This window comes from Natronorubrum thiooxidans (assembly GCF_900156475.1).
In the GTDB taxonomy this organism is placed as follows: domain Archaea; phylum Halobacteriota; class Halobacteria; order Halobacteriales; family Natrialbaceae; genus Natronorubrum; species Natronorubrum thiooxidans.
Genome location: NZ_FTNR01000008.1, coordinates 35062 through 59464, shown reverse-complemented (window position 1 = coordinate 59464; position 24403 = coordinate 35062). Strand labels below are relative to the sequence as shown.

Annotated in this window: 18 protein-coding genes; 7 read left to right on the top strand and 11 right to left on the bottom strand. The window is 58.8% G+C overall.

What is annotated here, in order from left to right:
- Positions 1-79 precede the first annotated feature (79 nt).
- Together BW940_RS11980 and BW940_RS11975 are read right to left on the bottom strand one after the other, a co-directional pair.
- On the bottom strand, positions 80-859 hold the full coding sequence (locus tag BW940_RS11980) for a CAP domain-containing protein (RefSeq protein ID WP_076609455.1): 780 nt from the start codon (positions 857-859) through the stop codon (positions 80-82).
- A gap of 81 nt (positions 860-940) precedes the next feature.
- A complete protein-coding gene (locus BW940_RS11975; RefSeq protein ID WP_076609454.1) occupies positions 941-1249 on the bottom strand; it encodes a lycopene cyclase domain-containing protein in 309 nt (102 codons plus the stop codon).
- A gap of 103 nt (positions 1250-1352) precedes the next feature.
- On the opposite strand from BW940_RS11975, the gene BW940_RS11970 reads away from it, so the two are divergent.
- Positions 1353-2510: a CBS domain-containing protein gene (locus tag BW940_RS11970; protein ID WP_076609453.1), complete on the top strand. Its 1158-nt coding sequence runs from the start codon at positions 1353-1355 to the stop codon at positions 2508-2510.
- A gap of 33 nt (positions 2511-2543) precedes the next feature.
- Here the strand turns inward: BW940_RS11970 and BW940_RS11965 are convergent, their stop codons facing one another.
- Both BW940_RS11965 and radB read right to left on the bottom strand, forming a co-directional pair.
- Positions 2544-4757 carry a beta-glucosidase family protein gene (locus tag BW940_RS11965; protein WP_076609452.1) on the bottom strand — a complete coding sequence of 738 codons (2214 nt, stop codon included), beginning with the start codon at positions 4755-4757 and terminating at the stop codon, positions 2544-2546.
- A 59-nt stretch (positions 4758-4816) separates the two neighbouring features.
- Positions 4817-5524: a DNA repair and recombination protein RadB gene (radB, locus tag BW940_RS11960; RefSeq protein ID WP_076609451.1), complete on the bottom strand. Its 708-nt coding sequence runs from the start codon at positions 5522-5524 to the stop codon at positions 4817-4819.
- Between the two features lie 124 nt (positions 5525-5648).
- On the opposite strand from radB, the gene BW940_RS11955 reads away from it, so the two are divergent.
- Positions 5649-6416: a hypothetical protein gene (locus BW940_RS11955; protein WP_076609450.1), complete on the top strand. Its 768-nt coding sequence runs from the start codon at positions 5649-5651 to the stop codon at positions 6414-6416.
- A gap of 184 nt (positions 6417-6600) precedes the next feature.
- On the opposite strand, the gene BW940_RS11950 is transcribed toward BW940_RS11955, so the two are convergent.
- Positions 6601-8499, bottom strand: a complete 1899-nt coding sequence (locus BW940_RS11950; RefSeq protein ID WP_076609449.1) for a PGF-CTERM sorting domain-containing protein — start codon at positions 8497-8499, stop codon at positions 6601-6603.
- 639 nt (positions 8500-9138) lie between these two features.
- Between BW940_RS11950 and BW940_RS11945 the strand changes: the two genes are divergently transcribed.
- On the top strand, positions 9139-9573 hold the full coding sequence (locus BW940_RS11945; protein ID WP_076609448.1) for a toxin transporter: 435 nt from the start codon (positions 9139-9141) through the stop codon (positions 9571-9573).
- A gap of 579 nt (positions 9574-10152) precedes the next feature.
- Here BW940_RS11945 and BW940_RS11940 read toward each other — a convergent pair.
- From BW940_RS11940 to BW940_RS11925, 3 genes are all read right to left on the bottom strand, one after another.
- On the bottom strand, positions 10153-11331 hold the full coding sequence (locus BW940_RS11940; protein WP_084776762.1) for a PGF-CTERM sorting domain-containing protein: 1179 nt from the start codon (positions 11329-11331) through the stop codon (positions 10153-10155).
- Between the two features lie 621 nt (positions 11332-11952).
- Positions 11953-13749: a glutamine--fructose-6-phosphate transaminase (isomerizing) gene (glmS, locus tag BW940_RS11930; protein ID WP_076609445.1), complete on the bottom strand. Its 1797-nt coding sequence runs from the start codon at positions 13747-13749 to the stop codon at positions 11953-11955.
- Positions 13749-14927, bottom strand: a complete 1179-nt coding sequence (locus BW940_RS11925; protein ID WP_076609444.1) for a sugar phosphate nucleotidyltransferase — start codon at positions 14925-14927, stop codon at positions 13749-13751. The genes glmS and BW940_RS11925 overlap by 1 nt, the downstream gene beginning before the upstream one ends.
- 604 nt (positions 14928-15531) lie before the next feature.
- Here BW940_RS11925 and BW940_RS22455 point away from each other — a divergent pair.
- Positions 15532-15702, top strand: a complete 171-nt coding sequence (locus tag BW940_RS22455; RefSeq protein WP_328586624.1) for a hypothetical protein — start codon at positions 15532-15534, stop codon at positions 15700-15702.
- 170 nt (positions 15703-15872) lie between these two features.
- On the opposite strand, the gene BW940_RS22450 is transcribed toward BW940_RS22455, so the two are convergent.
- Both BW940_RS22450 and BW940_RS11915 read right to left on the bottom strand, forming a co-directional pair.
- Positions 15873-16448, bottom strand: coding sequence for a sugar phosphate nucleotidyltransferase (locus BW940_RS22450; RefSeq protein ID WP_328586625.1), 576 nt, complete (start codon positions 16446-16448; stop codon positions 15873-15875).
- Between the two features lie 162 nt (positions 16449-16610).
- Positions 16611-17690 carry a DUF1616 domain-containing protein gene (locus BW940_RS11915; protein WP_076609442.1) on the bottom strand — a complete coding sequence of 360 codons (1080 nt, stop codon included), beginning with the start codon at positions 17688-17690 and terminating at the stop codon, positions 16611-16613.
- Between the two features lie 620 nt (positions 17691-18310).
- On the opposite strand from BW940_RS11915, the gene BW940_RS11910 reads away from it, so the two are divergent.
- Positions 18311-18997: a hypothetical protein gene (locus BW940_RS11910; RefSeq protein WP_084776760.1), complete on the top strand. Its 687-nt coding sequence runs from the start codon at positions 18311-18313 to the stop codon at positions 18995-18997.
- 625 nt (positions 18998-19622) lie between these two features.
- The gene (locus BW940_RS11900) at positions 19623-20876 is read left to right on the top strand and encodes a carboxylate--amine ligase (RefSeq protein ID WP_216819665.1); all 1254 of its coding nucleotides are present in this window, start codon (positions 19623-19625) and stop codon (positions 20874-20876) included.
- Positions 20877-21044: 168 nt separating this feature from the next.
- Here BW940_RS11900 and BW940_RS11895 read toward each other — a convergent pair whose 3' ends face one another.
- Positions 21045-22568, bottom strand: a complete 1524-nt coding sequence (locus BW940_RS11895; protein WP_076609438.1) for a lipopolysaccharide biosynthesis protein — start codon at positions 22566-22568, stop codon at positions 21045-21047.
- Positions 22569-23374: 806 nt separating this feature from the next.
- Between BW940_RS11895 and BW940_RS11885 the strand changes: the two genes are divergently transcribed.
- Positions 23375-24373: a lipid II:glycine glycyltransferase FemX gene (locus BW940_RS11885; RefSeq protein WP_076609436.1), complete on the top strand. Its 999-nt coding sequence runs from the start codon at positions 23375-23377 to the stop codon at positions 24371-24373.
- Positions 24374-24403: the final 30 nt, after the last annotated feature.

Below are 24403 nucleotides of genomic sequence, written 5' to 3'. Positions count from 1 at the left end.
TAAAGGCCTGTCAGTCGGTCACAGTTTCTGTCTCGCGTTGTAGTCTAGGGCGTTCGAAGCCGCTGTCGAACTGGTCTGCTCACCACTCGACACAGAAGTTGTGTGTCGCATAAACGGTCCCATCATCGGTGAGATAGACGCCGACACCGCCACGATCCCAGGCGGGCACGGTGCCTTCCTCGAGGATGGCCTGCCGATGCGGTGTGGAGTTCATCCACTGGTCGACGAGCCCGGTTGCCAGCGCCTCTGCGGTCTGATAGCGGACGGTATCGTCGGTTCCGGGCTCTCCAACAGGACGGTCGATCCACGTCTGAGCGATGTTCTCTCCGTAGGCCCGACAGTAGTCGTCGACGGCGGTAAAACGATCCATGGGCTCCTCACCGTCGGGAGTGACGTGATCGAAGTACTCCCGGTCGGCCATATCGGAACTGTGGGCGCGAGCAACGGAGGCGACTGTTCCGTCCCACTCGAGGGGAGCGAGGTCGTGGTCGGCCCGTCGGTCGTTGACCTCGGCATGGACGAAGTCCTCGACGGTTGCCGAGTCGACGGTCTCGACGTCGGTTTGGACGGTCGACTCGCCGGGGTCTGCTGGGTCAGTGACGGCGGGGTTTCGCTCGCCAGCCGGCGGCGGCTCCGAGCTCGGAGGGGGGAACGGACCCGTATCGACGTCGTTTGGGATCTCGAACTCGTCGCTGTCGATACCGAGGTCCTCGAGGACGGTCGGTGCGAACATCGCGGTTCCGAGAGCGAGTGTCCCGATCAGGACGACGGCGAGGACGAATCGCAGTAGTGCCCCGACGACGGCACGATCGGTGCGGTCATCGCCGGACGAGTCGTCTGCGGGACGGCGCTCTCCCATCGACTATTGAAAAGGGCGGCGAGAATAAGACGCTCGTGGTCAGTTGCAGTCACTGACAGCCGCCTCGATCGCCGTCGATGATCACGATGGATCGTCGCCGAACAGCGTCTCGTGGAAGCCGATGACGAGTCCGGGAACGACCGCCATAAAGAGGTGTTCCTCGAGCGGAATCCCTGCGATATCGATCCCGGTTCGCAGTTTGATGTCGAAGACGCCGACGGCGAGGGTGTAGCGATCCCAGACGTAGGCGATGGGATACAGCGCGAGGATCGTGACGGCGGCGTTTCGGAGGGCATCTGCACGCCGAAGCAACAGGACGGCGATGGCCCCCCAGAACAGTTCCGTCGCGAGGTAGGTGTACCGACCGAGGACACTGATATCGGGGTTCATACTCCGAGTACGATAGCCAATTCAAAAACATCCGGCTTGAACCCACCCAGCTAGAACGTGCGGTATGTTCAAAACCCCAGCGAGAGTATACCCGAACAGAACGATGAATATCGCTGATATCGCCACCACGGAATATATTGAAGTAGACGTTGGCACACGCATGGGGAAGGTCCGTTCGACCTTCGAGAACGGCAACCCCAAGGGAATTATCGTTACCAATGATGGGGAGTACGAAGGTGTCATCAGCGAGCGAGAGGTCCTCCAGTCGCACGTCGAAGACGACGCCAAAGTCGCTGCACTCATCAAACCCAGCCGTAACTCACCGGCACCGAAAATCGACCGAAACGAGGACGTTCGGGAGACCGCACGAATGCTCATCGAGAGCAACGCGAAGGTCGCGCCGGTGTTCGAACACGGCGATCTCTGGGGCGTCATCACTGGCGACGCGATCCTCGAGGCCGTCATCGACAATCTCGATACGCTCACCGTCGGCGATGTCTACTCGGACGATCCGGTCATCCTCGCAGAAGACGACGGGATCGGGAAGGCGATCAACTACCTGCGAGAACACGGTATCTCACGGCTGCCCGTCGTCAACGAGAACGGCTATCTCACCGGCGTCGTGACGACCCACGATATCGCCGACTTCGTCATCCGAGAAAACCACACGACGACGACCGGCGACCGTGTCGGTGACTCCGACCGGCTGCTCGATGTCCCCGTCTACGACATCATGACCAGTCCCGTCGAGACGACCACGCTTGATACTTCTGCCAAAGAAGCAGTCACTGAGATGCTCTCGGAGGATTACGCCGGGCTGATGGTCACACCCGAAGACGACGACCGAGTCGTTATCGGTGTCGTCACCAAGACGGACGTCTTGCGGGCGCTGACGTTTACCGAAGAAGAGCACATGGACGTCCAGATCACCAACATCTCGATGCTCGATACGATCACTCGAGAGTCCATCGTCCAGAGCATCGAGGACGTCGCGGACAAGTACGCCGATATGCAGGTGATGCACGCTCACGTCCGTTTCCACGAACACAACGAGAAGCTCCGTGGCACCTCGCTCATCCAGTGTCAGATCCGGCTGCGAACGAACAAAGGACAGGTTGCCGGTACCGGCGAGGGCTACGGCGCAGAAAACGCCTTCCGCGTCGCCATCGACAAACTCGAGCGCAACGTTCTCGAAATCAAAGGCGTCACGAGCGACGAGGAGTACCGCGGCCAGCTGCTGCGCAAACTGAACGAGCTGTAACCGGCCATCGCGCCGCCGGCTGCGGATTCCCGCTCAGTCTTCCCGTGTAACCTCGAGACTGACCGTTTTTCGCACGTCTCGAGCCGAGCGAGCCACTTCGACGGTGTACGTGCCCGGATCGACCACCCACCCCTGCTCGAGGTCGTAGCGGCCGAGTGCTCGCGACTCGAGGTCGAGGTCGACGGTTTGCGTCTCGCCGGCCTCGAGTGCAACCGATTCGAACCCCGCGAGTTCACGCGTCGGACGCTCGACCGGCGACGATTCCGGCGGTCGAACGTACGCCTGGACGACTTCGCGGCCGGACCGATCGGCGACGTTTTCGACGGTCACACGAATCGTCCGCTCGTCGACGACCGTCGCGTCTCGATACGAGAACGCCGCGTAGGAGCGGCCGTGTCCGAACGGATACGTCGGCTCCGCATCGACGCCGTCGGCGTCGAAGTGACGATAGCCGATGAACACGCCCTCCTCGTACTGTGCTTTTCGGTCGATGCCGGGGTACTGCCGTTCGTCGCTTGCAGGGTACGTTCTCTCGGGGGCGAACGTCACCGGCAGCCGACCTGACGGATCCCGGTCGCCGTACAGCACCGAGGCGATCGCCGCGCCGTCGGCCTGTCCCGGATACCACGCCTCGAGGATCGCGGCGACGTCCGTACGCCACGGAAATTCGACAGGGCCACTCGAGTTGACGACAACGACCGTTTCGTCCGCTGCGGCGGCGACTGCCTCGACCAGTTCGTCCTGCTCGCCGGGTAGTCGCAGCGAGTCGCGGTCTTTCGCTTCCGTCGTCCTGTCGCGGACGAAGACGACGGCGACGGCGGCGTCTCGAGCCGCCTCGACGGCGGCGTCGATGCTCGGTTCGGCGACGTCGATTCCGACCGGTTCCGTGGCGGCTATTTCGTCCGCCGAAGCCGACTCGTCCTCGCCGTCACCGACGAACGGCAACACGTCGAACAGCGAGAGGTCCGGAACCGTGTCGACGCCGCGGGCGACCGTGACTGCCCCATCGGCTCGCGCGCGAGTCCCCGCGGCCGGATTCGTCGATTGGAACGGCGTCGTCTCCGACGAGCCGCCCCCACCGAGTGTCGCCTTGTGGACGTTCGGCCCGATGACCGCGACGTCCGTCTCGTCCGCTAGCGGGAGCACGCCGTCGTTCTCGAGCAAGACGGTGCTGCGTGCGGCGAGGCGCTCGGCGAGGCGACGGTGGGCTGGTGTGTCGAGCGCGCCGGCGCGCTCGAGTGAGGAAGCGCCGGAATCAGTGTTTTCGTCGGTGGTAGTCGCCTCGAGGTAGCCAACTCGCTCGCGTTGTCCGAGGAGTCGCCGAACCATGTCCTCGAGTCGGTCAGGCTGGACCTCGCCGGCGTCGACGGCGGCCGCGAGCGGCTCGCCGAACAGTCCCGCGCGGGTTCCGTCGGGGAGCCCACCCATGATCTCGGCGGCCTCGCCTTCGAACTCGTCCGGCGAGGGCCACTGGTCGTCCGACTCGTCGCCGGCTGCGACGCCCGGCATCTCGAGGTCCAGTCCGGCGGTCGCCGCGCCGACAGTACTTTCGGTGCCGTACCAGTCCGAGACGACGTAGCCGTCGAACCCCCACTCGGCTTTGAGCACGTCGCCGACGAGGCGGGAGTGATCGCTCATGTGCGTGCCGTTGACCCGGTTGTAGGCCGTCATTACGGAGCCGACGCCGGCCTCGACGGCAGCCCGAAACGGTCGCAGGTACAGCTCTCGGAGCGTTCGCTCGTCGACCTCGCTACTCACACGCACGCGATCAGTTTCCTGATTGTTCGCGACGTAGTGTTTGACCGTCGCGATCACGTCCTCGTTGTGAATGCCAGTGACGGCACCAGCGGTCATTCGAGCGGCCACCACCGGATCCTCCGCGTAGTACTCGAAGTTGCGGCCACAGTGTGGCACCCGAATCAGGTTCGCCCCGGGTGCGAGCAGCGCATGCTGGCCGAGCGCGGTCGCTTCTCGAGCCATCGCGGCTCCCTTCTCGCGGGCGAGGTCGGGATCGAACGTCGCCGCGACAGCAATCGGGGCCGGAAACGCGGTCGCTCGCTTCCCTTCAGCCCGAACGCCGAGTGGCCCGTCGACCAGCCTGAACTCTGGAATCTCGAGCCGATCGACCCCCGGGAGATACCCCGTCGCCGTCCCTTCGGGGTCGTCCCGTCCACGAACCAGCCGCAGTTTGTCCTCGCGAGTCAACTCCGTGAGTAACTGCTCGACGCGGGCCGACGAATCGTTCATACTACCGTGTCCAGACGGACACCGGGTAACTGTTCGGGAGGCGGTTATCGAGCGACGGGTCAGCGCCGCGTCGCCGCGTCGCCGCCTTCGAGGCCTCGATCCGTAATGCGGAACTGGACCGACTCGCCCGCTGGTTTCGACCGGTGTTTCTCGAGGGTCGCCCGCCGCTTCCCACCACGGAATCGCTCGAGTCGGAGAACGACGCCAGTCCAGTGCTCGAGTGTATTGCCACCGAGCGCGCGCGTGCGGTCGGCGTCGGGATCCGAAAAGACCTGATTCGTGAGCACGACCGCCAGATCGTGTTTCCGGGCCAGCGAGAGAAGATGGGTCACCTGTCGGGCGACACTGCGCAGTGCCTCGCCCTCGTCGCCGTCTGCAGTTCGCTCGAGGCGATAGAACCCGGTTGCACTGTCGAGGACGATCAGATCCGCCCGTTCGGCGAACCCCTCGGTGTCGCGAACGGCTTCGGCCTGTTCCTCGAAATCGAGGGCGTCCTCGATGACGATTCTCGAGGCGACGGCCTCGAGGGCGTCGTCGTCGACACGTGCCGAAAGCAGTTGTTGGAAGCGATCGACAGAGACGCCTTCGGTGTCGATGTAGACCGCAGTGCCACCATCGGCAGCCGTCTCGACGGCTGCGGAGAGTGCCAGATTTGTCTTGCCCGCGGCTGGCGGGCCGTATAGCTGCGTGACGGTCCCGCGCTCGAACCCACCACCGAGTAACTCGTCGACCGAACCACAGCCGGTCGGGATCGCCTCGTCGTTCACAGGGTGAGTTGGCAGGTTGCGCGCAAAAAGGCCCCGGAACCGGTCTGTCACCGTTCTCTCGAGAACGTCCCGTCACACATCGCGTTCGCGTACGTTTATTCACACCCGCAGCGAAGGCTGACATGTGATTGTCGTCGCTACAGCAGATTTCGAGGTCTATCACGGCGTCGTCACCGAACTCCGCGAGCGCGGGACCGAGTTCACGACCGTCGAACCCGACGCGGCGCTCCCGGATCAAACGACGGTCGTCGTCACCGGAGCCGAGCACGCCGACGCGTTCGAGGACGTGACGACGATCGTCGCGGAGCCGGACGCCCCCAGACGCGCCGTCGATCAGGCGCTCGCTGCGGCTCGAGGAAACGGTGGCCGCACAGTCATTGGTGTCGACCCAGGTCGTAACCCCGGGATCGCCGTCCTTGCAGGGGAGATGGTCGTCGCCGCCTTTCAGGTGCCACTGGCCAACGCAGTCGACGTGATTCAACGCGAGGCCGCCGAGGCCACCTCGCCAGTCGTTCGAATCGGTGACGGCTCGCGTCTCCAGGGATCGACACTCGTCAACGACCTCGAGGACATCCAGGTCGAACTCGTCGACGAGACCGGCACGACACCGTATCTCGGGACGGGTGCGCGAGGGATGGGTGACGTGCTCGCGGCCGTCAACATCGCGCGACTCGAGGGAGAGGTGGTCGACCGACGCGAGATCGAGCCGACGGCGGGCGAACTCCAGGCGATCAAGGACCGCTCGCGCGAACAGAGCGACGAAAACCGGGCGATCGACGAACTGCTGGCTCGGCGGGTCGCGTCGGGTGAGTTGACGATCGACGAAGCGCTCGCAACACACCGCGGCGAGGAGACCGACCTCGAGTCGGACGACGATCGCGCGAGCGACTGACCGAGGTGCTGTTCGATGTCTAACCCCCGGGCGGACGTTGCCCTCGGTTTTCGTGTCGTGGCCCCATCGGCGAGCGTGCACGTCGGCGTCCCTCGAGCGGGTTCGATCCGCTGTTGGCCGGTACGATACACGAGATTGCAAAAGCCCACAGCCACAGATGTCGACGGCGCTGGCTCAGCGGTGCTCAGTGTCCGTCGCGTGCTGCAAACAGGGAAGCGACGAGGAGCGCGAGAAGGGCAACACCGACACCGAGACCCGGCATCGAGTCGTCTTCGTCTTCGTCATCGGAGTCGGCTGGCGTCGTGTCTCCGGTGGTGTCGGTGTCGCCGTCGGAGTCGGACGGCGTCGTGTCATCGGTCCCGCCGTCCGTCTTCTCTTTGGCGTCCTTATCGCCGTCCGTCGGTTTGTCGCCAGCGCCGTTTTTGGCTTTCTCGCCGGTTCCTTCCGTGGGTTTGTCACCGTCGTCGTTGTCAGCACCCGTCGAACCGTCTTCCGTCCCGTCCGTGCCGTCGCCGTCGGTTCCGTCCGTACCGTTCGAATCAGTGCCGTCAGCCGGCGGTGAACCGACGGCCGTCGACTCGACATCGCTGAACTGCACGTTTCTGTTCTCCTGGATCGTGATCTGTGATGCGTCAGCGCTCCCGTTGTCCTGGGCGATGGCGAGGGCAGCCTGCTGCTGATTGACGTTGAGCTGATTGACGAACTGTATCTGGTCAAGCGCGGCAGCCGAGTACTGTTCGCCGTCGGTCTGCTGGCCGCTCTCGCCGTCGTACTCGAGTGCCAGCAGCGGCTCGCCGTCGATCTCGTTGCCCCCGATCGTCACCGTCGTTTCGTTGGTGATGACGGCTCCGGCCGCGGCCTCGAGGAGCGGATCAATAAGTGGTTCGGTAGTTTCGGCATCCATAACGCCGACCTGCTCGTTGTAGTTTCGCTGCTCGGCCAACTGGATCGCCGTCGCGTTGCTTTCGTTGACCGCGATCGCCACTGCAGCACTCTGTAAATTCACGTTGACCTGCTCTGCGCTCTGGTACTGTGTCACGCTGACCGCCGCCTCGGTGGCATCGGCGTCGTCAGTGTCGCCGCCGTCGCCGCCGGTCGTCGACAGCACGCTACTGTTGTCAACGTCGGCAGTCGCGACGTTCATCCCCGACATCACATCGAGGACGGAGACGATTTCGGTCGATGCAACCTGCTCGTTGAGGTTGGTCTGGTCTGTGATCTGGATCGCCGTCGCGACAGAATCAGGACCGACCGCGATCGCGACTGCCAGGCCCTGCTGGTTGTGATTCGCCTGTGAGACGTTCTGTGACTGATCGATGCTTGCGAGCGACGACTGGGTGGTCGCTGGGTCGCTGACGGCAGTTTCGAACAACTCCGTCGATCCGTGCTGGAGGTTCTGATTCGCCTGTGTCGATCGCTGGTATGCCACCGCCTCGCTTGCGTTTTCAGCGATCGCAAAAGCCGCACTCTGGTCGTTGAAATTGACCTGGTCGACGTCTTGCTCTTGGTCGGTCGATGCCTCGGTTGGCTGCGTGACGTCCTGGGTGGGTTCGTCGCCCGTCCCGTCGGCGACACTCCAGCCGTCGAACGTCTGATTGTCGCCGGTGCCGAATACGATGTGGACGTTTCCGACGTTTTCGAAGGCGACGTCTTCGGGCATGGCCAGGGTGTTTTCGGCGGTCGCCTCACCGACCTGGCTGTTCGCATTCTGTTGGTTCGCCTCCTGGATAGCGGTCGCCTCACCGCCGTCGATCGCGATGGAGATCGCGCCCCCTTGTCGGTTGAAATCGACCTGCTCGACGTCCTGATACTGGACAACATCGGCGATCTCCTCCTGATCGGTAATCGACTCGGGACGATCCGCCAACTGGGACTCGATGAACTCATCAGCTGATCGATTCTCGAGTTCCGCCCCGAAGACGAAGTAGAGGTCCTCACCGTGCTCGAGCGTCTGGACTGTCCCGTCTGTCGTATCCGTTTCAGAGGCCACCTCGGTTGTGTCTATAGGGGCCGCTGCCCCGGTCATTGAGAGGATGACCATCGCGGCGACGAGTAGTACTGAAAGCTGTGGTAGTCTTGACATGGTTTGTTTCACGCAACTTTGAGAATCGTCGAAGAGGGTCCGTTTTGATTGACTATCTTCGACACGAACTGATCTAGCTTGATTACTGTCTTTGTTATCTGGCTGTTACGGGCAAGAAGAGGTCGGCTACCACGAGTGCAGACTCACTCGAGAGTGGGGATCGCAGACTGGGGTCTGCCGGTCTCAGTGTGTGAACTCGGAGCCATACGATCGAAACCGTGTGACGCGGCCGTGATGAAACAATTCGTATTCGGATACTGTTCTCCCCAGTAACCGGTTTTATCTATCCGTCGATATGATGTATATTCTCAATCGAATACCGATGTGAAACTAATGTGAATATGTCCATGACTGCAGCGGGCCAATATTCCTGTCTACAAGAAGTTCTTTAATTCTTGAACGTTTCGTATTGACCTCGTACAGACGAGTGTCTCAATCACAGTAACGTTGTTTTGACCGGTTTAAATCGGCTAACCAGGGGTTTTACTCGAAACCGTTGCCGGGGTTCATATTCATCACCGGGTTGGCTACCAACCGGGCAACGTGCCATAGAGGAGAAGGTTGGCAGCACCGATGAGGAGTTGGCCGATGCGATAAGCAGCTTTGACACGTGTGCCCGACACGCGGTAGATTACACACATGAAACGCGCACTCTCACTCGCACTGACGGTCGCACTAATCGGCAGCCTCGCATTTATGGGGTTCGCTGGAACAGCAGCTGCAGACGCCACGATCGAAAACAACGCTGACGTCGGACAGGACACGGACGCTGCGACTGACCAGGCACAGGACAACAAGCAGGGCGCCTCACAGGACGCCGCAAACAACCAGAAGCAGGCTGCTGACCAGTCCAACAATGCTTGGTTAGGTGACAACATCGCACTGTCGGTCCACGGTGATGCGGAGGCGGAGAACGAGGTCGACCAGGAGAACGACCTCGACCAGGACCAGGACGCTGACATCGACCAAGACATCGATCAGGACTCCGACCAGGATCAAGACGCTGACACCGAAGCCGAGAGCGACTTCGAGCAAGAGTTCGAACTCCAGGACTTCATCAACTTCGGCTTCTAACACCGCCTCCGCAGCACACCCGATTTACGTTCGCATATTTTTGGCGCTACTGATCTCGCGTTCGAAGCGACACGATTCATTCCTCGTCAGTGACGACGTTCGTGCTGACCACGGTTCCGTCACACTGGCTTCGATTCGGTGACGACCGCGACCCGTGCTGAAGAATCGCGTCCGTCCGCGTTCGTCAGCCTCGAGTCATCGATCCCTGGCACGACCGCGAACCAGCGTGCGGCCGCGCCGGGACACAGGAATAGCAAATCGTCTCAATCGCACTCGAGCGACGACCATCGGTGGCGACGGCGATAGTCGCAACTGAGAAAATTGCACCACCGCCGTGCGACCGAGTGTGCAGCGACCGCAGTGACGACTATCGTCACAACTGAAACGAATTGCCACTACTCACGTCGCCGTCGTGCGATGAGATGTACGTCGACTGTCAGTGGCGACGATCGCTGTGACACGCTCGAGTAGGGGACTGACTGTTGTCCAGCAGTATACCGGTGGTATCGCTACTCAATCGAAGCGCCGAGAAAAATGAGCACGTAACGACCGAAGCGGTTCGGTGGTTAGTTGGCCTGCTCAGTTCTGGCGTCGGAGTGCCAGCATGGCGGCTGCGAGCAGTGCGACCAAGGCGACACCGACACCGAAGCCGGGCAGTTCATCTTCGTCACTGGAGGTCTCGTTTTCCTGCTCTGTGTCTTGTTCCTGCTCGTTCTCAGCGTCCTGTGAGGCGTCCTGCTCGGAGTCCTGGCTCTGATCGGTTTCCGAGGAGGTGTCCTGGTCGCCGTCCGCATCGTTCGAGACGCCGTCGTCGTCTTCAGCGCCGTTGTCTCCGTTCGCGTCGTCGTGGTCTTTCTCGTCGTCTTCCTTGTCGTCGTAGTCTTTGTCAGCCTTCTTTTCGTAGTCTTTGTCGCCTTTCTTCTCGTAGTCCTTATCGCCCTTTTTCTCGTAGTCCTTGTCGTCGTGGTCTTTCTCGTCGCCTTCCTTGTCGTCGTCTTTGTCGTCCGCGTCATCGCCGTTATCATCGCCGTTGTCATCGCCATCGTCCATACCGGGCGTCACGGTGGCCGAATCGGCGATCGTGACGAAGCTTTCGGCCTCATCAGAGTAGGCTTGAATCGGTTCGCCATCGAGGTAGACCGTTGCTGTAACGACGGTCTCCGTCTCGATCGTCGACGTCTCGATGACGAGATCCTCGTTCACACCGGTCAGTCCGGTTGCCTCGCCGAGCTCGTTCCCGTCCTCGTCGGTGAGGACGACGCCGAACTCGGTGTCGTCATCGTGTCCATCGAGTAGCGCCGCGACGTCAACGCTCACTTGGTCGATCGAGCTATCTGCCGACTGGTCGCTCATCTGGATGCCAGCACCGTACACCATTGCGGTGTCGGACGCTTTCGCGTCCTCTCGAGTGTCATCCGCGTAGACAGTTGCCGTGTACTGTCCCGCTTTTTCACTGGGCACGTAGATAGCAGCATTGGTGAGATCTTCGCTAATCTCTGTTTCGTACACTACGTCACCGGTGTTTTCGTTTTTGATCTCGAGGTACTGTCCTTCGTGGGCGTCGACTGACTCGACGACAAAGGCAGTGTCACCGTCATATATGCCGAGGGCTTGGTCAGTAAACGTTACATCTTCGTCAGCGTGGTTTGCCGCCGCCGCGCCCGCAAACGCTGCGGACATGGCAACGACGGACAGCACCATCAGTCCGGCTAACAGTACTGCACGTCCTTTCTGGAGAGTGGTTGTTTTGCTTGTCATGTGTTGTGTTGTATTATGTGTCTATTTCGATCGATTTTGTCTCTAGCCGAGTGTCACTGTTGTGAGCTTGCTGGTCCCAGTCCCGGCGGAAGCCGTCGCTGACTGGCGTTTCGTCGTTGGAGGGCGCGAACGCACCCGTGTCTGTCCCCGTGACGCTCACGAGGGCAGCACGTTCTGTACGTCGCAACCGTTCGTTTTCTCGTACCATCTGTCTCACTCACCCTTTCGGGGTGAAACAGGCTATTTCGAGATGTAACTTTACTATACACTGCGATGAATCGAGAATAGAGAGACTATCGTTTGGAACGAGTCACCTAACTGGCGTCTCCGTACTGAACCCCTCTCCCATCTCGTCGGTATCGTCTCCTCCAAAATTCCACCAGTGTGATCGGAGCTGCGCCAGGGCTGTCGAGACGGAGTACGCACACCCACCAGTGAAAATTCTGTCTCCTGTGGCCCGAACGGTGTCGTTCGAACTGGGCGGTAGCGCAGATCCTCTCTTGTCACGCTCGGCTGTTGTGGATCGAGTAACGCCGCGAAAAAAAGAACGGCCTCACTAACAGCGGTTTGATCACCTTCGATGACGATCACTCGAGGGTGACTGACACCGAATCGGTGACGTTACTCGACGGTGACGCTCTTTGCGAGGTTCCGGGGCTTGTCGATCGATCGACCGAGCCGGTTTGCGACCCAGTAGGAAACGAGTTGTAACTGGATATTCGCCAGAATCGGGGCGAACAGCCCGTGTGTTTCCGGGATCTCGAGCACGTGGTCGGCGTGGTTCTCGATCCGTCCTGGGACGTCCGTGACCGCGACTACCGGTGCACCACGCGATTCGACCTCGCGCACGTTCCCCACCATTCGTTCGATATTCGAGTTCCCGGAAATCATCGCAAAGACCGGTGTCCGTTCGGTTACCAGTGCCAGTGGTCCGTGTTTCAACTCTCCGGCGGGGAACCCCTCCGCGTGTTTGTACGTGATCTCTTTCATTTTGAGTGCCCCCTCGAGTGCGACCGGTGCGTCGAAGCCACGGCCGATGAAAAAGTAGGCGTCCGCGTCCACGTACTCGTCGGCGACCGCTGCTGCGTGCGATGTATCGAGGATCGATTGGACCTGATCCGGGAGCGCTCGCAACGCCTCGATGAACGCACTCGAGCACCTCCCTGAGAGGTCCCGCGAGAGCATCGCCAGTGCGACCTGCTGTGAGGCGAACGTCTTCGTCGCGGCGACACCGATCTCGGGACCGGCGCGGATGTACATCACGTAATCTGTTTCGCGCGCGGCCGAACACCCGACGACGTTGGTCACCGCCAGTGTCTCCGCACCGACGCTGTTGGCGGCCCGAAGCGCACGTAAGGTGTCAGCCGTCTCCCCGCTCTGTGTGACACCGACGACCAGTGTCTCCTCGTCGATCGGGATCGAGTCGACGTCGTACTCACTCGCCAGAAAGGTGGTCGTCTGTATTCCCTGCTCACGAAACAGTTTGGCCCCATAACGCGATGCGTGATACGAAGTCCCACAGGATACGAAGTGGACTCGTTCCGGCTGCTTGAGTCCCTCGAGTTCGTCGATCGCGATCGACGCCTCCAGTTCACGGGGCCGCCCGCGAAGACACTCGCGGAGGGCGTGTGGCTGTTCGTTGATCTCTTTGAGCATGTAGTGGTCGTACCCGCTTTTCCCCGCGTCTGCTGCATCCCACTCGACAGTCTCGACTGGCATGTCGACGAGGGTGCCCTGTTCGTCAGTAATCTCGACGCCCGAGCGGGTGATCGACACGTACTGCCCGTCTTCGAGATACACGACGTCGTCGGTGTACTCGAGAAACGCCGGGACGTCGCTCGCCAGAAAGTAGCCGTCGTCGCCGATTCCGAGGACGAGCGGCGACTGGTTTCGTGTCGCGAAGACGGCGTCGTGACCGGAAACGACTGCCGAGACTGCATAGCTCCCCTCCAGACGGTGGACCGCTTGCCGGAATGCGGTTTCGGGGGTTGACCCCTGAGTGATTGCCTCCTCGATGAGATGAGGGACGACTTCGGTATCGGTCTCACTCTCGAACTCGTGGTCGTTTGCCTCGAGTTCTTTACGGAGTTCTTCATAGTTTTCGATAATTCCGTTGTGAACAACGGCAACACGCCTGTCACAGCCCGTGTGGGGATGCGCGTTCGTATCGGAGGGCGGGCCGTGCGTGCTCCATCGCGTGTGACCGATCCCTGCGAATCCCTCAAGCGTGTTTGGAGGGAGTTTACGCTCGAGTTCGGACAGTTCACCCTCGCTTTTGTACACCGACACAGTCGAGTTAGCGATCGCGACGCCGGCCGAGTCGTATCCCCTGTACTCGAGACTCGAGAGGCCGTTCAACAGGATCTCCGACAGCTCCTCGTCCCTCCCGGCTCCAGTGTAGCCGATAATTCCACACATCAGGATCGAACCTCCGTTTCCGCCTCGAGTGTTCCACGAACCGTTGTCCCAGCTTGGATCTCCGTGCGTGGCCCGACCAGTGTGCCGGGAACGTACGTGACGCCACCGCAATCGTGGACGCGGTCGGCTAACAACGCACCCAGCGTTTCGTTTTCGAAGACACGATCCGCAACGCGAACGTCGCCAGGACCGCCGGGAATCGTTGATCCTCGTCCGATTCTCACTCCTGTTCCGGTGACACACTCGATCACCGTTGCGCTGGCTCCGATACGCGTGTCGGTATCGACGACGCTTCGTTCGACGACCGCGTTCGATCCGACAGTGGTGTTCTCACCGAGACAAACGTTGGGCCCAACGACGGCACCCGGTTCGATGACGCAGTCCCGATCAATAATGATGGGCTCACGAATCACAGCAGATTCGTGAACCGTTGCCGTCTCGTGAACGTTCCTCATCGACTGCCCACCGATGAAACCGGTGTCGAACAGTTCGAACGAGACGTCGAGCAGGTCCCATGGATACGTCGCGTCAACCCAGAGGCCCTCGGAAACCGTACCACGAACGATATCTCCCCACTCGACGAGTTTCGAGAGCCCATCGACCAGCAAGCGTTCGCCAGCCCGCGGTTCTGCCGCGCGGATAGCGTCGAACGCCACCGGCTCGAGGACGTAGATGCCCGCGTTGAGGAGATACTCCCGGTCATCGGGCGGGTCTTCTACGATCGTCGTGACCCGCTCTTCGTCTACTAAGACGCCACCGTAACCATCGACGCTCGATCGCTGTAGCAACGCGACTGTTGCGTCGGCGTCGTGTGCCTCGAGTGTGTCGCGGATGATCTGACTTGCTGCGATCTGGTCGCCGTTGACCACGAGACACGTTCCGTCGACGGCTGCTTCGGCAGCGAGGACGGCGTGGCCGGTGCCAAGTTGCTTGTCCTGGGTGACGTACGTAAGTGGCACGTCTCGGTATGTGGGGCCGAAATGCGATTGGATTCGCTCGCGTTTGTATCCGACCACTACGACAATCTCGGTGATCCCGGCGTCGACGAGTTGATCGAACACGTGCTCGAGGATCGGTTTTGCGGCCGCTGGAAGCATCGGTTTCGGCCTGTTCTTCGTCAGCGGGTGCAATCGATTCCCCTCTCCAGCAGCCAAGACGATCGCAGCGGTGCCGTTCATATGGGTTTCCTTCGACATCGAAGCGTCTTTTAAACCGTCGACCGTATCATCAGGTAAATAATAAATGGAATAGTTGTATTCTCGATGTCACTACCGTGATTGGAGAAATAGTTTTTTACATACCGAGGAATTTCGGCTTTCACCGAGACGGCAGTAGCACAGCGGTAAAACGCATACAGTCAAGTCTATCTCCCACCCGTCGCCGATTGTTTCAATTGGGTTATACTCCCGTTATCGTATATTGTTTCTGAAACGTCCGACTGCCGTTCGCTTTTAAACGGATCCGCCGTCGACCTCGAGACGTCAGGTTGCCGCGAGTGCCGTGGGCGGGATAGGGAAGAGTCTTCCCACGGAAAACGTGTTTTAGCGGTGTGTCGATGCCGAATTATTGCGTCAACAACGGACGTAATCGATCGTCACTCGAGTTCAATCAACCACTCCGCTTGTTTGCTGTCGACTGCGACGTTGATGTAGCCGATCCCGTCGACGGCATTCATTCTAGCTTAGCTTAGGTAGCACTCAAGCCAGGTGCTGGTCTCTGAGTTCACCGACGGCGTTGTGATGAACACGTGGTAGGGTCCGTTCGATGGTGGCTATCGACTTGATGACACAGTTCAACTGTAAAGCCGGCGTCGACGAGCTGCTGTCGCCAATACGATTCCGGATCGGCGTCGACGACACTCTGTTCTACGACCGCATTCGGCCCGACGGTCACGTTCTCTCCGAGACACCCGTACGGTCCCACGACTCGCCCGGTTCGATCACGCGGTCCTGATCGATCACGACCGGCTCTCGGATCGCTGCGAACTCGTGGACGGCCGACTTCTCATGACTGTCTGACGATCGTGTCCCGTCAATGATTCCTTCGTCGAGCAGTTCAAACGAAACGTCGAGCAGGTTCCACGGATAGGTCGCGTCAACCCAGCTGCCGTCGAAGACGACTCCTCAAACCCGACGTCCTGAATCGACAAGTTCGGAGAGTCCATCCACTAGAAGGTGTTCCCCATTCCTCGATTCGGCCGCTCGCACGGCGTCGAACGCCGTGGGCTCAAGTACGTAGACACCAGCGTTGATGTAGTAATCCCGCCAGTCGCTCGGGTTCTCGACGATGCTCATAATCTCCCCGTCGTCGACGGTGACGCTACCGTATTCGCCGATATCGGTGCGCTGGAGCAATGCGAGGGTCGCAGCAGCGTCGTGCTCGTGTCCGTCGATCGTTTCTCGAATGAGACGGCTGCCGACGATCTGGTCGCCGTTGATCGCGAGATAGGTACCGTCGACGGCCGATTCAACGGTCAGGAGGGCGTCGCCGGTCCCAAACTGGTGCTCCTGAGTGACGTATGTAAATTGAACGTTCCGATACGTCGGCCCGAAGTGCGACTGGACGCGGTCGCGTCTGTATCCGACGACGACAATTTCCGCGATACCAGCGTCGATGAGCTGATCGAAGACGTGCTCGAGGATCGGTCTTGTCGCTGCGGGCAGCATCGGTTTCGGTCGGTTCCGAGTGGGCGGGCGCAGTCGGTTTCCTTCGCCGGCTGCGAGGGCGATAGCAGAGTAGCCAGACAGACCTCTCTCTCCTGGGGTGGACTTGTTTTTAAATAGAAGACGGTATCAGAGTTCAATATCAGATATAAATTGGAACGTTGTCGCCGTCGTAACTGCGATGTGATAAATAGTTTCTTATCCGGCAACGGATTCCGTTGTGTTTTCGGCGGTCGCCTCCCCGTCCATCGTGAGTGAGACGTACCGGTTTGCGTTCGATATCGACGGGTCGTCCGGCGGTTCGTCAAGATAAAGTAACCAGATGATTCGAGCGTCCTCGCCCGTCATCGTCGGCTCGAGTTCGTATCCGAACTCGGCGCTCTCGCCGGCAGCAACGCGTACGTCGAATCGATCGAGTTCCAGCTGCTCGGCGACTATTGTGTCGTTTCCGTTCGACTCAATGTCTTGTTCCACGACGACCACGGTGTAGTTTACCGTTCGGTCCTCGCGGTTGTCGATACCGACGGTAACTTCAGCGTTTTCACCGGCTTCGAGGTCGGTCGGGTAGCCGTCGGCCTCGAATTCGCCGTCTTCCGAGAGGAGGTAAATCGCCGAGAACTCATCGTCCTGCGGGAGAACCGTGGCGGCGTAGCCAACGCTTCCAATCGCGAGGACGACGGACCCGATCAGCAGGAGGTTCAGTGCCGCGTCCGCGCGCGTATCGAACAGTGTAGCGCGCCCCGTCGCCAGCCACGATCGGTACGGAACCCGAAACCGTTCCGCTGCCGGAACGGTCCATCGACGAGCGGTGGCAACGGCTGTCGTGATCAGCGTGAACATAGAGACCGCGGTTATAAACGGGATCAGCCGAATCCCCCACGGTGTGAGATCGAGTGAGACGGCAATGAGGGGAACGACTACGAGGCTCGTCCCGACCGCGTAGGCGACACGCTCGATCCCGTCGATTCTCGTGGGCCACGGCGCATTCCAGAACCGGGGGTCGAGACGGTTACTCTCGGATCTGGCGTCCGTCTCGAATGCAGTCGTCTCAGCATCCCTCTCGCCACGTTCGGGAAAGAGCGCGGCGACGAGGGCGTATCCTGGAGCGAAGAGTACGAACACAATGCCGATCGGAACCCGAAGCGGCGTCTCTCGAATTACGGGGGCGAATACGATGAAATTAGCAAGGGCCACTATCGCGACCACTGCTGTGAGGTCCGCTGGGGGGACTTGTATGTCTCGTAGCCGGGAGACCGTCGACGGACGAGCGTCGGCCATCACCAATAATTCAACGTCCGACACTTAAGTTTGGTCAGTCAGCCACTGTGAATGAATGGTGCAGTGGTTCCTGCCACAAAAAGAATCTGACGGGATTGGTCGGAACCCACCTTTACGGCCTAGAGTGCGCTCGACCCGGCTGATCATTGGTCGACAGATGACAGAATCTACGCGAGGTCCGTGATACCAGCTGAATATCTCGAGGTACGAGCCAGTCACAGGCTACGCTCGGCCGAATTAATACTGATTTAATCGTTTTGATCATCAGTGGGTTTCAAATCGAATCAAGTATATTACGCGGATATGCAGTATACATCGATTGCTGAGCGCGCCCGAGCTGTGTGGCCACCATCGGGAAGCGCTCGAGTCTCCTCGTCTCTTCCCCATGTCACGACAGAGCGGTCGGTGTGTCCTCACGTCGTTCTTTTCGCTTGCCCTCTCGGTCAGTTCCGAGATATTATCTACAGATGAGCGGCAAAAACTCCAACAACGCCGTTTCGACGGAAGCCACAACAGATCCTCAGGAAGGAGAGGTAAGAGACGACCAATTCGGGGTCCCGTCTCGAGACGAACGAGACTGGATCGAATACGAATCATCTTCCTGGTCTCGCTACCGACGGATGACGCTCGGACTAGCCGTCGTTGGGTTCATCGCCGCCGGCGCCGGCGTCGTCTTCCCCGATGCACGTCGAGTTCTGTTCGCGCTGGCTGGAACGGGGCTGTTCGGAGGGCTGCTTGCATACACCCTCTCACTTGATCGTGTCGTCGATGCAACGGTCGCTGATCACATCTCTACGGCAGCCGCCGCCAACCAAGTCACGATTGCAGACGAGCTCGGACTGCGAACTGAACCGACGTATGTACCGAGTGACGGCGCCGTGTCGGCACGCCTGCAGCTGTCGAAATCTACCAATTTAAACCTCGATGGTCCGAACACCAGCGGGCATGGTCGCGAATTGACGTTCGAACCAACTGCCGGACGCCTCTTTCGGCACTTCGAGCGTGTGCTCGAAGACGAACTGGCAACCGACCCGCAGCCACTCACAGCCCAGCTCGCCGGCGGTCTCGTGGAGGTCTTCGAACTCGCAGACGCCATCGAGCCGTATGACATCGGGGAAGAATCTGTTACTGTTACCGTCTCCGGAAGTGTCCTCGGCGACCTCGACCGATTCGATCACCCCACTGCGTCGTTCCTCGCCGTCGGCTTCGCAGTCGGACTAGATCAGCCCGTCAATCTCGAGGTCGCTCCAGGAGCCGAAGAAGGCGATTGGCAGCTGATCTGTTACTGGGGTTCGCGTCGAGAATGATGGCCACTCGGGCGGCCGTTGCTACGGAAGCGTTACAGCCGAAAGGAGGTCGGAGAGCCGAAGGGTCGCGATGACCGCGTAGACGAAAAGACCGAGTGCTCCGAGCCGCCGGAGTCGTGATCGCCATGGTACGGTTACGACCTGCGAGCTTGACAGCTCCGTTACGATCAAGAACCCGAGCAGTGAAACGCCAAAAAATAGCCCGTACGACAGCGCCTCTAGGGCGGTCAGCGTGAGTATTACTGCACCCATCAACCCGATTTGTCTCCGCACGACCTGAACCCGGTGAGGCGTCGTCATATACGGTGATAACGACGGCAATGACCGTAAATCTCTTGTCGAGCTGTTAGAAATAACTTATGGTCACATAGATATTCATTTATAAACAGAACTGTAATTACGCCGACGGCGTCGATCCGACGACGTTCATCGATGCGTAAAGAATTACATCGACCTAGCACTCCTTTTTGTCTGACAATGTCTGATTTATCTGAAGCACATTCCTATACCCTTTTCGCGGTGTTGACTGGACAATGGAATCATTCAGAACTCTATGGCGGAAAAAACAGCTGATCGGGTATCAGTTCTTATTCCGACAGGGTTCACTCCCTGGAGTTACCCGTGCGTGCGTTCGCTGGGCCGTCACGGTGTTCGTACGATCGTCGCATCGGAGCACAGGAGCGTCCCGGCCGGTGCCTCCCGATTCTGTGACGAACGGGTCCGAATTCCGGCACCTAGCGATGACCTGTTTGCCTACAAAGATTCGCTGAAAGGAATTGCCGCTCGTCCGAACGTTCGAACGATTATCCCGACGCGACCGGAGGATCCCTACGTATTCGCGAAGTATCGGGACGAATTCGAACAGTACGTGTCGCTCGTTGTACCGCCACTCGACGTACTCAAAACCGTTCACGATCGAATGCGTCTCCACGAGGCTGCATCGGCGGCAGGGATTCCTGTTCCGGAAACCCGGTCCCTCGATGAGGTCGACGAGTGGGACTCTGATTACGTCATCAAATCCCGATACAATCTCCTCGCAGAGGAGTACCTGCCATCGTACTCGCCAACTGAATCCGACTTCGCAGACGGGATACGGTACGTTAAATCCGGTAGCGATATCGATGTTGCTGCGATCGCTGCGGAGATGGATCACGTCCCGATCGCGCAAGAGTACGTCCAATGCGAATCACAGTACGTATTCGGAGCCCTCTACGACCACGGCGAGCCGGTGACCACGTTTCAGCACAGACAAATTCGCGGAAACACCTATGCCAACGGCGGCGGTGTCTATCGGGAGTCTATCAAGAACCCCGAACTGAAATCGGTCGGCGAACAACTCTTGGATAGCCTTAATTGGCACGGCCTCGCTTGCGTGGAGTACGCGAAGGACACGGAGACGGGCGAGTACAAGTTACTCGAGATCAATCCCCGGATGTGGCAGTCGCTCCCGTGTGCTGTTCGGGCCGGCGCTGATTTCCCGTTTGATTATTGGTGCCAGGCGACGGGACGGCAGGATTTGATCGATCCTCACTACGAGGTGGGTGTGAGGAGTCATTTCCTCCACGGCGAGTTGAAGCACCTTTTTAGCGTCCTCAACGATGAACCGACGTTAGCCGACCGACCGTCGTTCGCAGGGAGGGCGTGGGAGATACTCGAATCGTGCTACACGACACCACATTTTGACGTCTTCCGGATTGACGACCCCCGCCCCTTTTTATCGGGCTTCGAGCGAGTCCTCAGAGCTAACTGGCGCAGGTCTCGGTCCAGTGATCGGTCCTCTATGAATGCACTACGCTCGTTTCGCGCCCCGAATCCGAACACAGATTCTATATCCTATACTAAGTCGTTAGTCCGTCTGTGGCGGAGGATCGTCCGGTAGGAACCCACTGCGTTCTATGCTACCGACGAAAAGTCTCGCCGATACGGTACCACCGGGTCACATCAAAGCCAACTATTTACCAGAACGAGTCAGGCACGACGTCAGTGAAATCGAGCCGATGAAATGCTGAAGACAATAGATGAGACGTGCACGTGGAGACGGTTCCGTCTAAATCTTCGGAATCCGATCGAGAACCAAGACGATTCGTCGTTCGACTCGATTCGGGATGAGCTCGATGCTGCTGATAATGTTCTCGATGTCGGTAACAGTCACAGTGCCGGTTGCGACCGCAGCCGTTACATAAATTATGGCCCCGACCGGTGGAACGACGATTAGTGCGATCAGTGACGAAGAGAGTCCACTGGCGAGCGGGAATATCACCGCAGCAGTCGCACCTAGTGTGAGAAGCGTCGGTCGCACCTGCAGTCCACCGAGCGGGTCGTATCCCATGTGACGCGCAGCCAGCGATTGAAAGACCACGAGACTACCGTAACCAATGGACGTGGCGATAGCAGCACCGATCATTCCGTACGTGGGTATCAGGAGGAGATTCAGGATGAGATTGACGAGCGAGCAGGCGCCGGTCGCAACGAGTAACGGTCGGAGGGAGCGACGAGCCTGATTTATAGCGAGCGTTGGACGTGCCATGGCGAAGCCGAGTACCCCCGGAAGGAGGAGTTGCAGCGGTGTGACCGCTGAATCGAACGACTCGCCGAGATAGAGGGGGACAAAATCAGCGGCCAGCACGGCCATTCCGAGCGTAAGGAGTGCGGTGAACAAAAAGACGTACCGCGTAACCAATTGGGCCTTTCGCTGGATCGCATCGATCTCGTCCCGATTCCACAGCATCGAGACGCGCTGTAATATCGAGAGCTGGACGGCTTTCGGCGCTAACCAGAGAACCTCGGCGATCGCCAGCGCGCCTTTGTAGTAGCCGACGACCTCGTCACTGGTCCAGTACTGAAGCAGGAGGACATCGACGTGATACAGCGAGGTAAGAAATAAAAAAAAGAAGACCGAACTGATGGCGTAGTTGAATATCTGTCTTTTCGGTAGCCCGACGTCCGCCGGTGAAATGGCTGACCGTAGCGAGATTTCCCGCGAGACGAATCCCAATCCGATAACGGCGACAACTGTATTGGTCATGATATCGGCGATCAGCACTCCTTCCACGCCGTGGCCGAGATAGACGACCGTGAGAGAAAGCGTCACGAACATCACTTTCCGGATGATATAAAGCAACTCAGAGCGGGACTCAAGTTGCAGTCCCATGAGTGTATAGAGTATGTGAGTTCGGAACTGTCGACAGATCGCGTAGAGACCCAGAAGATAAAACAGAGAAGTGAACGCGTCGCCGAACACGCGTGCGGCCAGCCCAGACCAGGCGGCGAACACGAATCCACTGCCGACGACGAGACCGAGTACGACTACCGGTCGAAGAACGTAGCCGAAAACGGCGCTTTGCCACTCCAAATCGGTCCGTTCGGAGATGTACTTACGAATCGACTCCTGCGTTCCTTGCCGCATGACGATACTGATCAGTCCATAAACGGACAGGATCACCGCGTATTGCCCGTACTGCGTGGGCCCGAGCAGGCGGACGAGAATCGGCGTGAAAATTATGCTGATGGTGAGGATGAAAATCCTCGAGGCGAAGATCGAGAGCGCCGTTGCAGAGAGTGATCTTGCCATCGATTAGGGTCGACTTGCATCCCTCCCTTTGTGAACGGAGAGCGACGGCGGATGAGTCCCTCTCATTTGCTCTCGGAGTCCCGTCCCATGATTTTGCCCAGGTCGGTCGGAGGCTTCTCGATCGCGCAAGAACGCAACGGGTTCATTGCAGGCGTGTTCGCCGAGTGTAGTACTGATAGCAGCATCTTGTGAACTGAGGCCGAGACTATGCGGGTACAGAAGCGGCTTCTTGAGACGCAAAATGAGGGAACCTGACCCTCGTTTCTGTAGCCCTCATCGTTCCGATTCAGCGGTCGTATTCCCCATGCCGTAATAAATGATCGACTTTGTAATCGACCTGGACGAGACAGGTCGGCGCTTCATCAAGATATTACTGATTTCGAGAAGAGGTAATATGTATTTGGGATCAATGAGAAGAGCTTCGCACGACGTTTTGTCGACGCTGGACGAGAGATTCTGGAAGTACTTCGATATTGGATCTTCCTTCCGGCCGACCTCGCACACGTCTCACCGGTCGAGCCTGTCGAATCTGTTTCGCTAAGGTTCACGGGGCAGAATCCGATCATACTTGTTGTGTACTGGTGCCTCGCCCAATTTTATAACTATATTCTAAAACACAGTAGAGACCAATACAAATGTTCTGTAGAACATACAATGTGTTTGTATGATGGGATTAATTTGGCATAATATAGTCGGCATCACATAGTCTTTTGTCGATTGATTGTATACAACATAGCCTAGCCGACATCGACGACGTCACTGTGTAAGCCCCGCTCGAGGAGGCCTCCGGAATTCGAGGTAGAACGATGAGTATCGATGTTTCGCTCGCAGATGATGCCGATGAATGGAACGAATTAGTCGATCGCTCTCAGCAACGAACGCCGTTTCATTGGTTCGAAGCCCTAGATGTATTTACAGACTATTCGAACACGACCTTGTACCCGTTCGTTGGATACAAAGGACAGGAAGCCGTCGGCCTCTTTCCGGTGTTTTCTCTGTCGCGAGGACCGATCCAAGCCGCGTTCTCGCCACCACCTGACCTGAAGATATCGTATCTCGGTCCGACGCTGCTCAATCAAGGGAAAGCGAAACAGAGAAAAGCCGAAAAACGCCACTGCCGATTCAACGAGGCGGTCTTCGAGGAGATAGAGCACGAAATCGACCCTCAGTACGTCCACGTCAGAACTGGAACGGAGTACACTGACCCCCGCCCGTTCATCTGGAGTAATTTCGATATCACTCCGCGCTATACCTACGAGATTGACATTTCACGCTCCCCCGATGAGCTGTTTATGACCTTTAGCAGCGATGTTCGGCGGAACGTTCGCCGAACGAACGAGGATAGTTATGAGCTATTGGAAGGGAAAGCGGACGATATCGAGGAAATAATAACCAACGTACATGATCGCCACGCTGAGCAGGGCGTCACATACGACGTTCCACCGTCGTTCGCCTCCGATCTGTACCGAAAACTGCCGGAGGGGACCGTGCGTGGCTACGTCTGCCGCTCCGATGGAGTATTTGTCGGCGGTTTGATCACGTTGGAGGACGACGAGACGATATACCGTTGGCAGTCTATCAATGATCGCGATCACGACGTGCCAGCGACTGACATCCTTGATTGGCACGTAATCCAAGACGCGCGTAACCGTGGCATCGAACGGTACGATCTCGTCGGCGCGAATAACCGCCGGATCTGTAAATACAAATCGAAGTTCAACCCCGACGTTCGATCGTATTTCTCGCTCGAACGGTCATCCAAGACAACGAACGTCCTCAAATCACTGTACGACCGTTTTCGCTAGCCAAAAGGCGTGCTCATTGGATCAATGCCT

Bases quoted from the DNA above. Each gene is read 5' to 3' on its own strand.
- BW940_RS11980 (WP_076609455.1), bottom strand. From the start codon at position 859: ATGGGAGAGCGCCGTCCCGCAGACGACTCGTCCGGCGATGACCGCACC.
- BW940_RS11975 (WP_076609454.1), bottom strand. From the start codon at position 1,249: ATGAACCCCGATATCAGTGTCCTCGGTCGGTACACCTACCTCGCGACG.
- BW940_RS11970 (WP_076609453.1), top strand. From the start codon at position 1,353: ATGAATATCGCTGATATCGCCACCACGGAATATATTGAAGTAGACGTT.
- BW940_RS11965 (WP_076609452.1), bottom strand. From the start codon at position 4,757: ATGAACGATTCGTCGGCCCGCGTCGAGCAGTTACTCACGGAGTTGACT.
- BW940_RS11950 (WP_076609449.1), bottom strand. From the start codon at position 8,499: ATGTCAAGACTACCACAGCTTTCAGTACTACTCGTCGCCGCGATGGTC.
- BW940_RS11945 (WP_076609448.1), top strand. From the start codon at position 9,139: ATGAAACGCGCACTCTCACTCGCACTGACGGTCGCACTAATCGGCAGC.
- BW940_RS11940 (WP_084776762.1), bottom strand. From the start codon at position 11,331: ATGACAAGCAAAACAACCACTCTCCAGAAAGGACGTGCAGTACTGTTA.
- glmS (WP_076609445.1), bottom strand. From the start codon at position 13,749: ATGTGTGGAATTATCGGCTACACTGGAGCCGGGAGGGACGAGGAGCTG.
- BW940_RS11925 (WP_076609444.1), bottom strand. From the start codon at position 14,927: ATGAACGGCACCGCTGCGATCGTCTTGGCTGCTGGAGAGGGGAATCGA.
- BW940_RS22455 (WP_328586624.1), top strand. From the start codon at position 15,532: ATGACACAGTTCAACTGTAAAGCCGGCGTCGACGAGCTGCTGTCGCCA.
- BW940_RS11915 (WP_076609442.1), bottom strand. From the start codon at position 17,690: ATGGCCGACGCTCGTCCGTCGACGGTCTCCCGGCTACGAGACATACAA.
- BW940_RS11910 (WP_084776760.1), top strand. From the start codon at position 18,311: ATGACGCTCGGACTAGCCGTCGTTGGGTTCATCGCCGCCGGCGCCGGC.
- BW940_RS11895 (WP_076609438.1), bottom strand. From the start codon at position 22,568: ATGGCAAGATCACTCTCTGCAACGGCGCTCTCGATCTTCGCCTCGAGG.
- BW940_RS11885 (WP_076609436.1), top strand. From the start codon at position 23,375: ATGAGTATCGATGTTTCGCTCGCAGATGATGCCGATGAATGGAACGAA.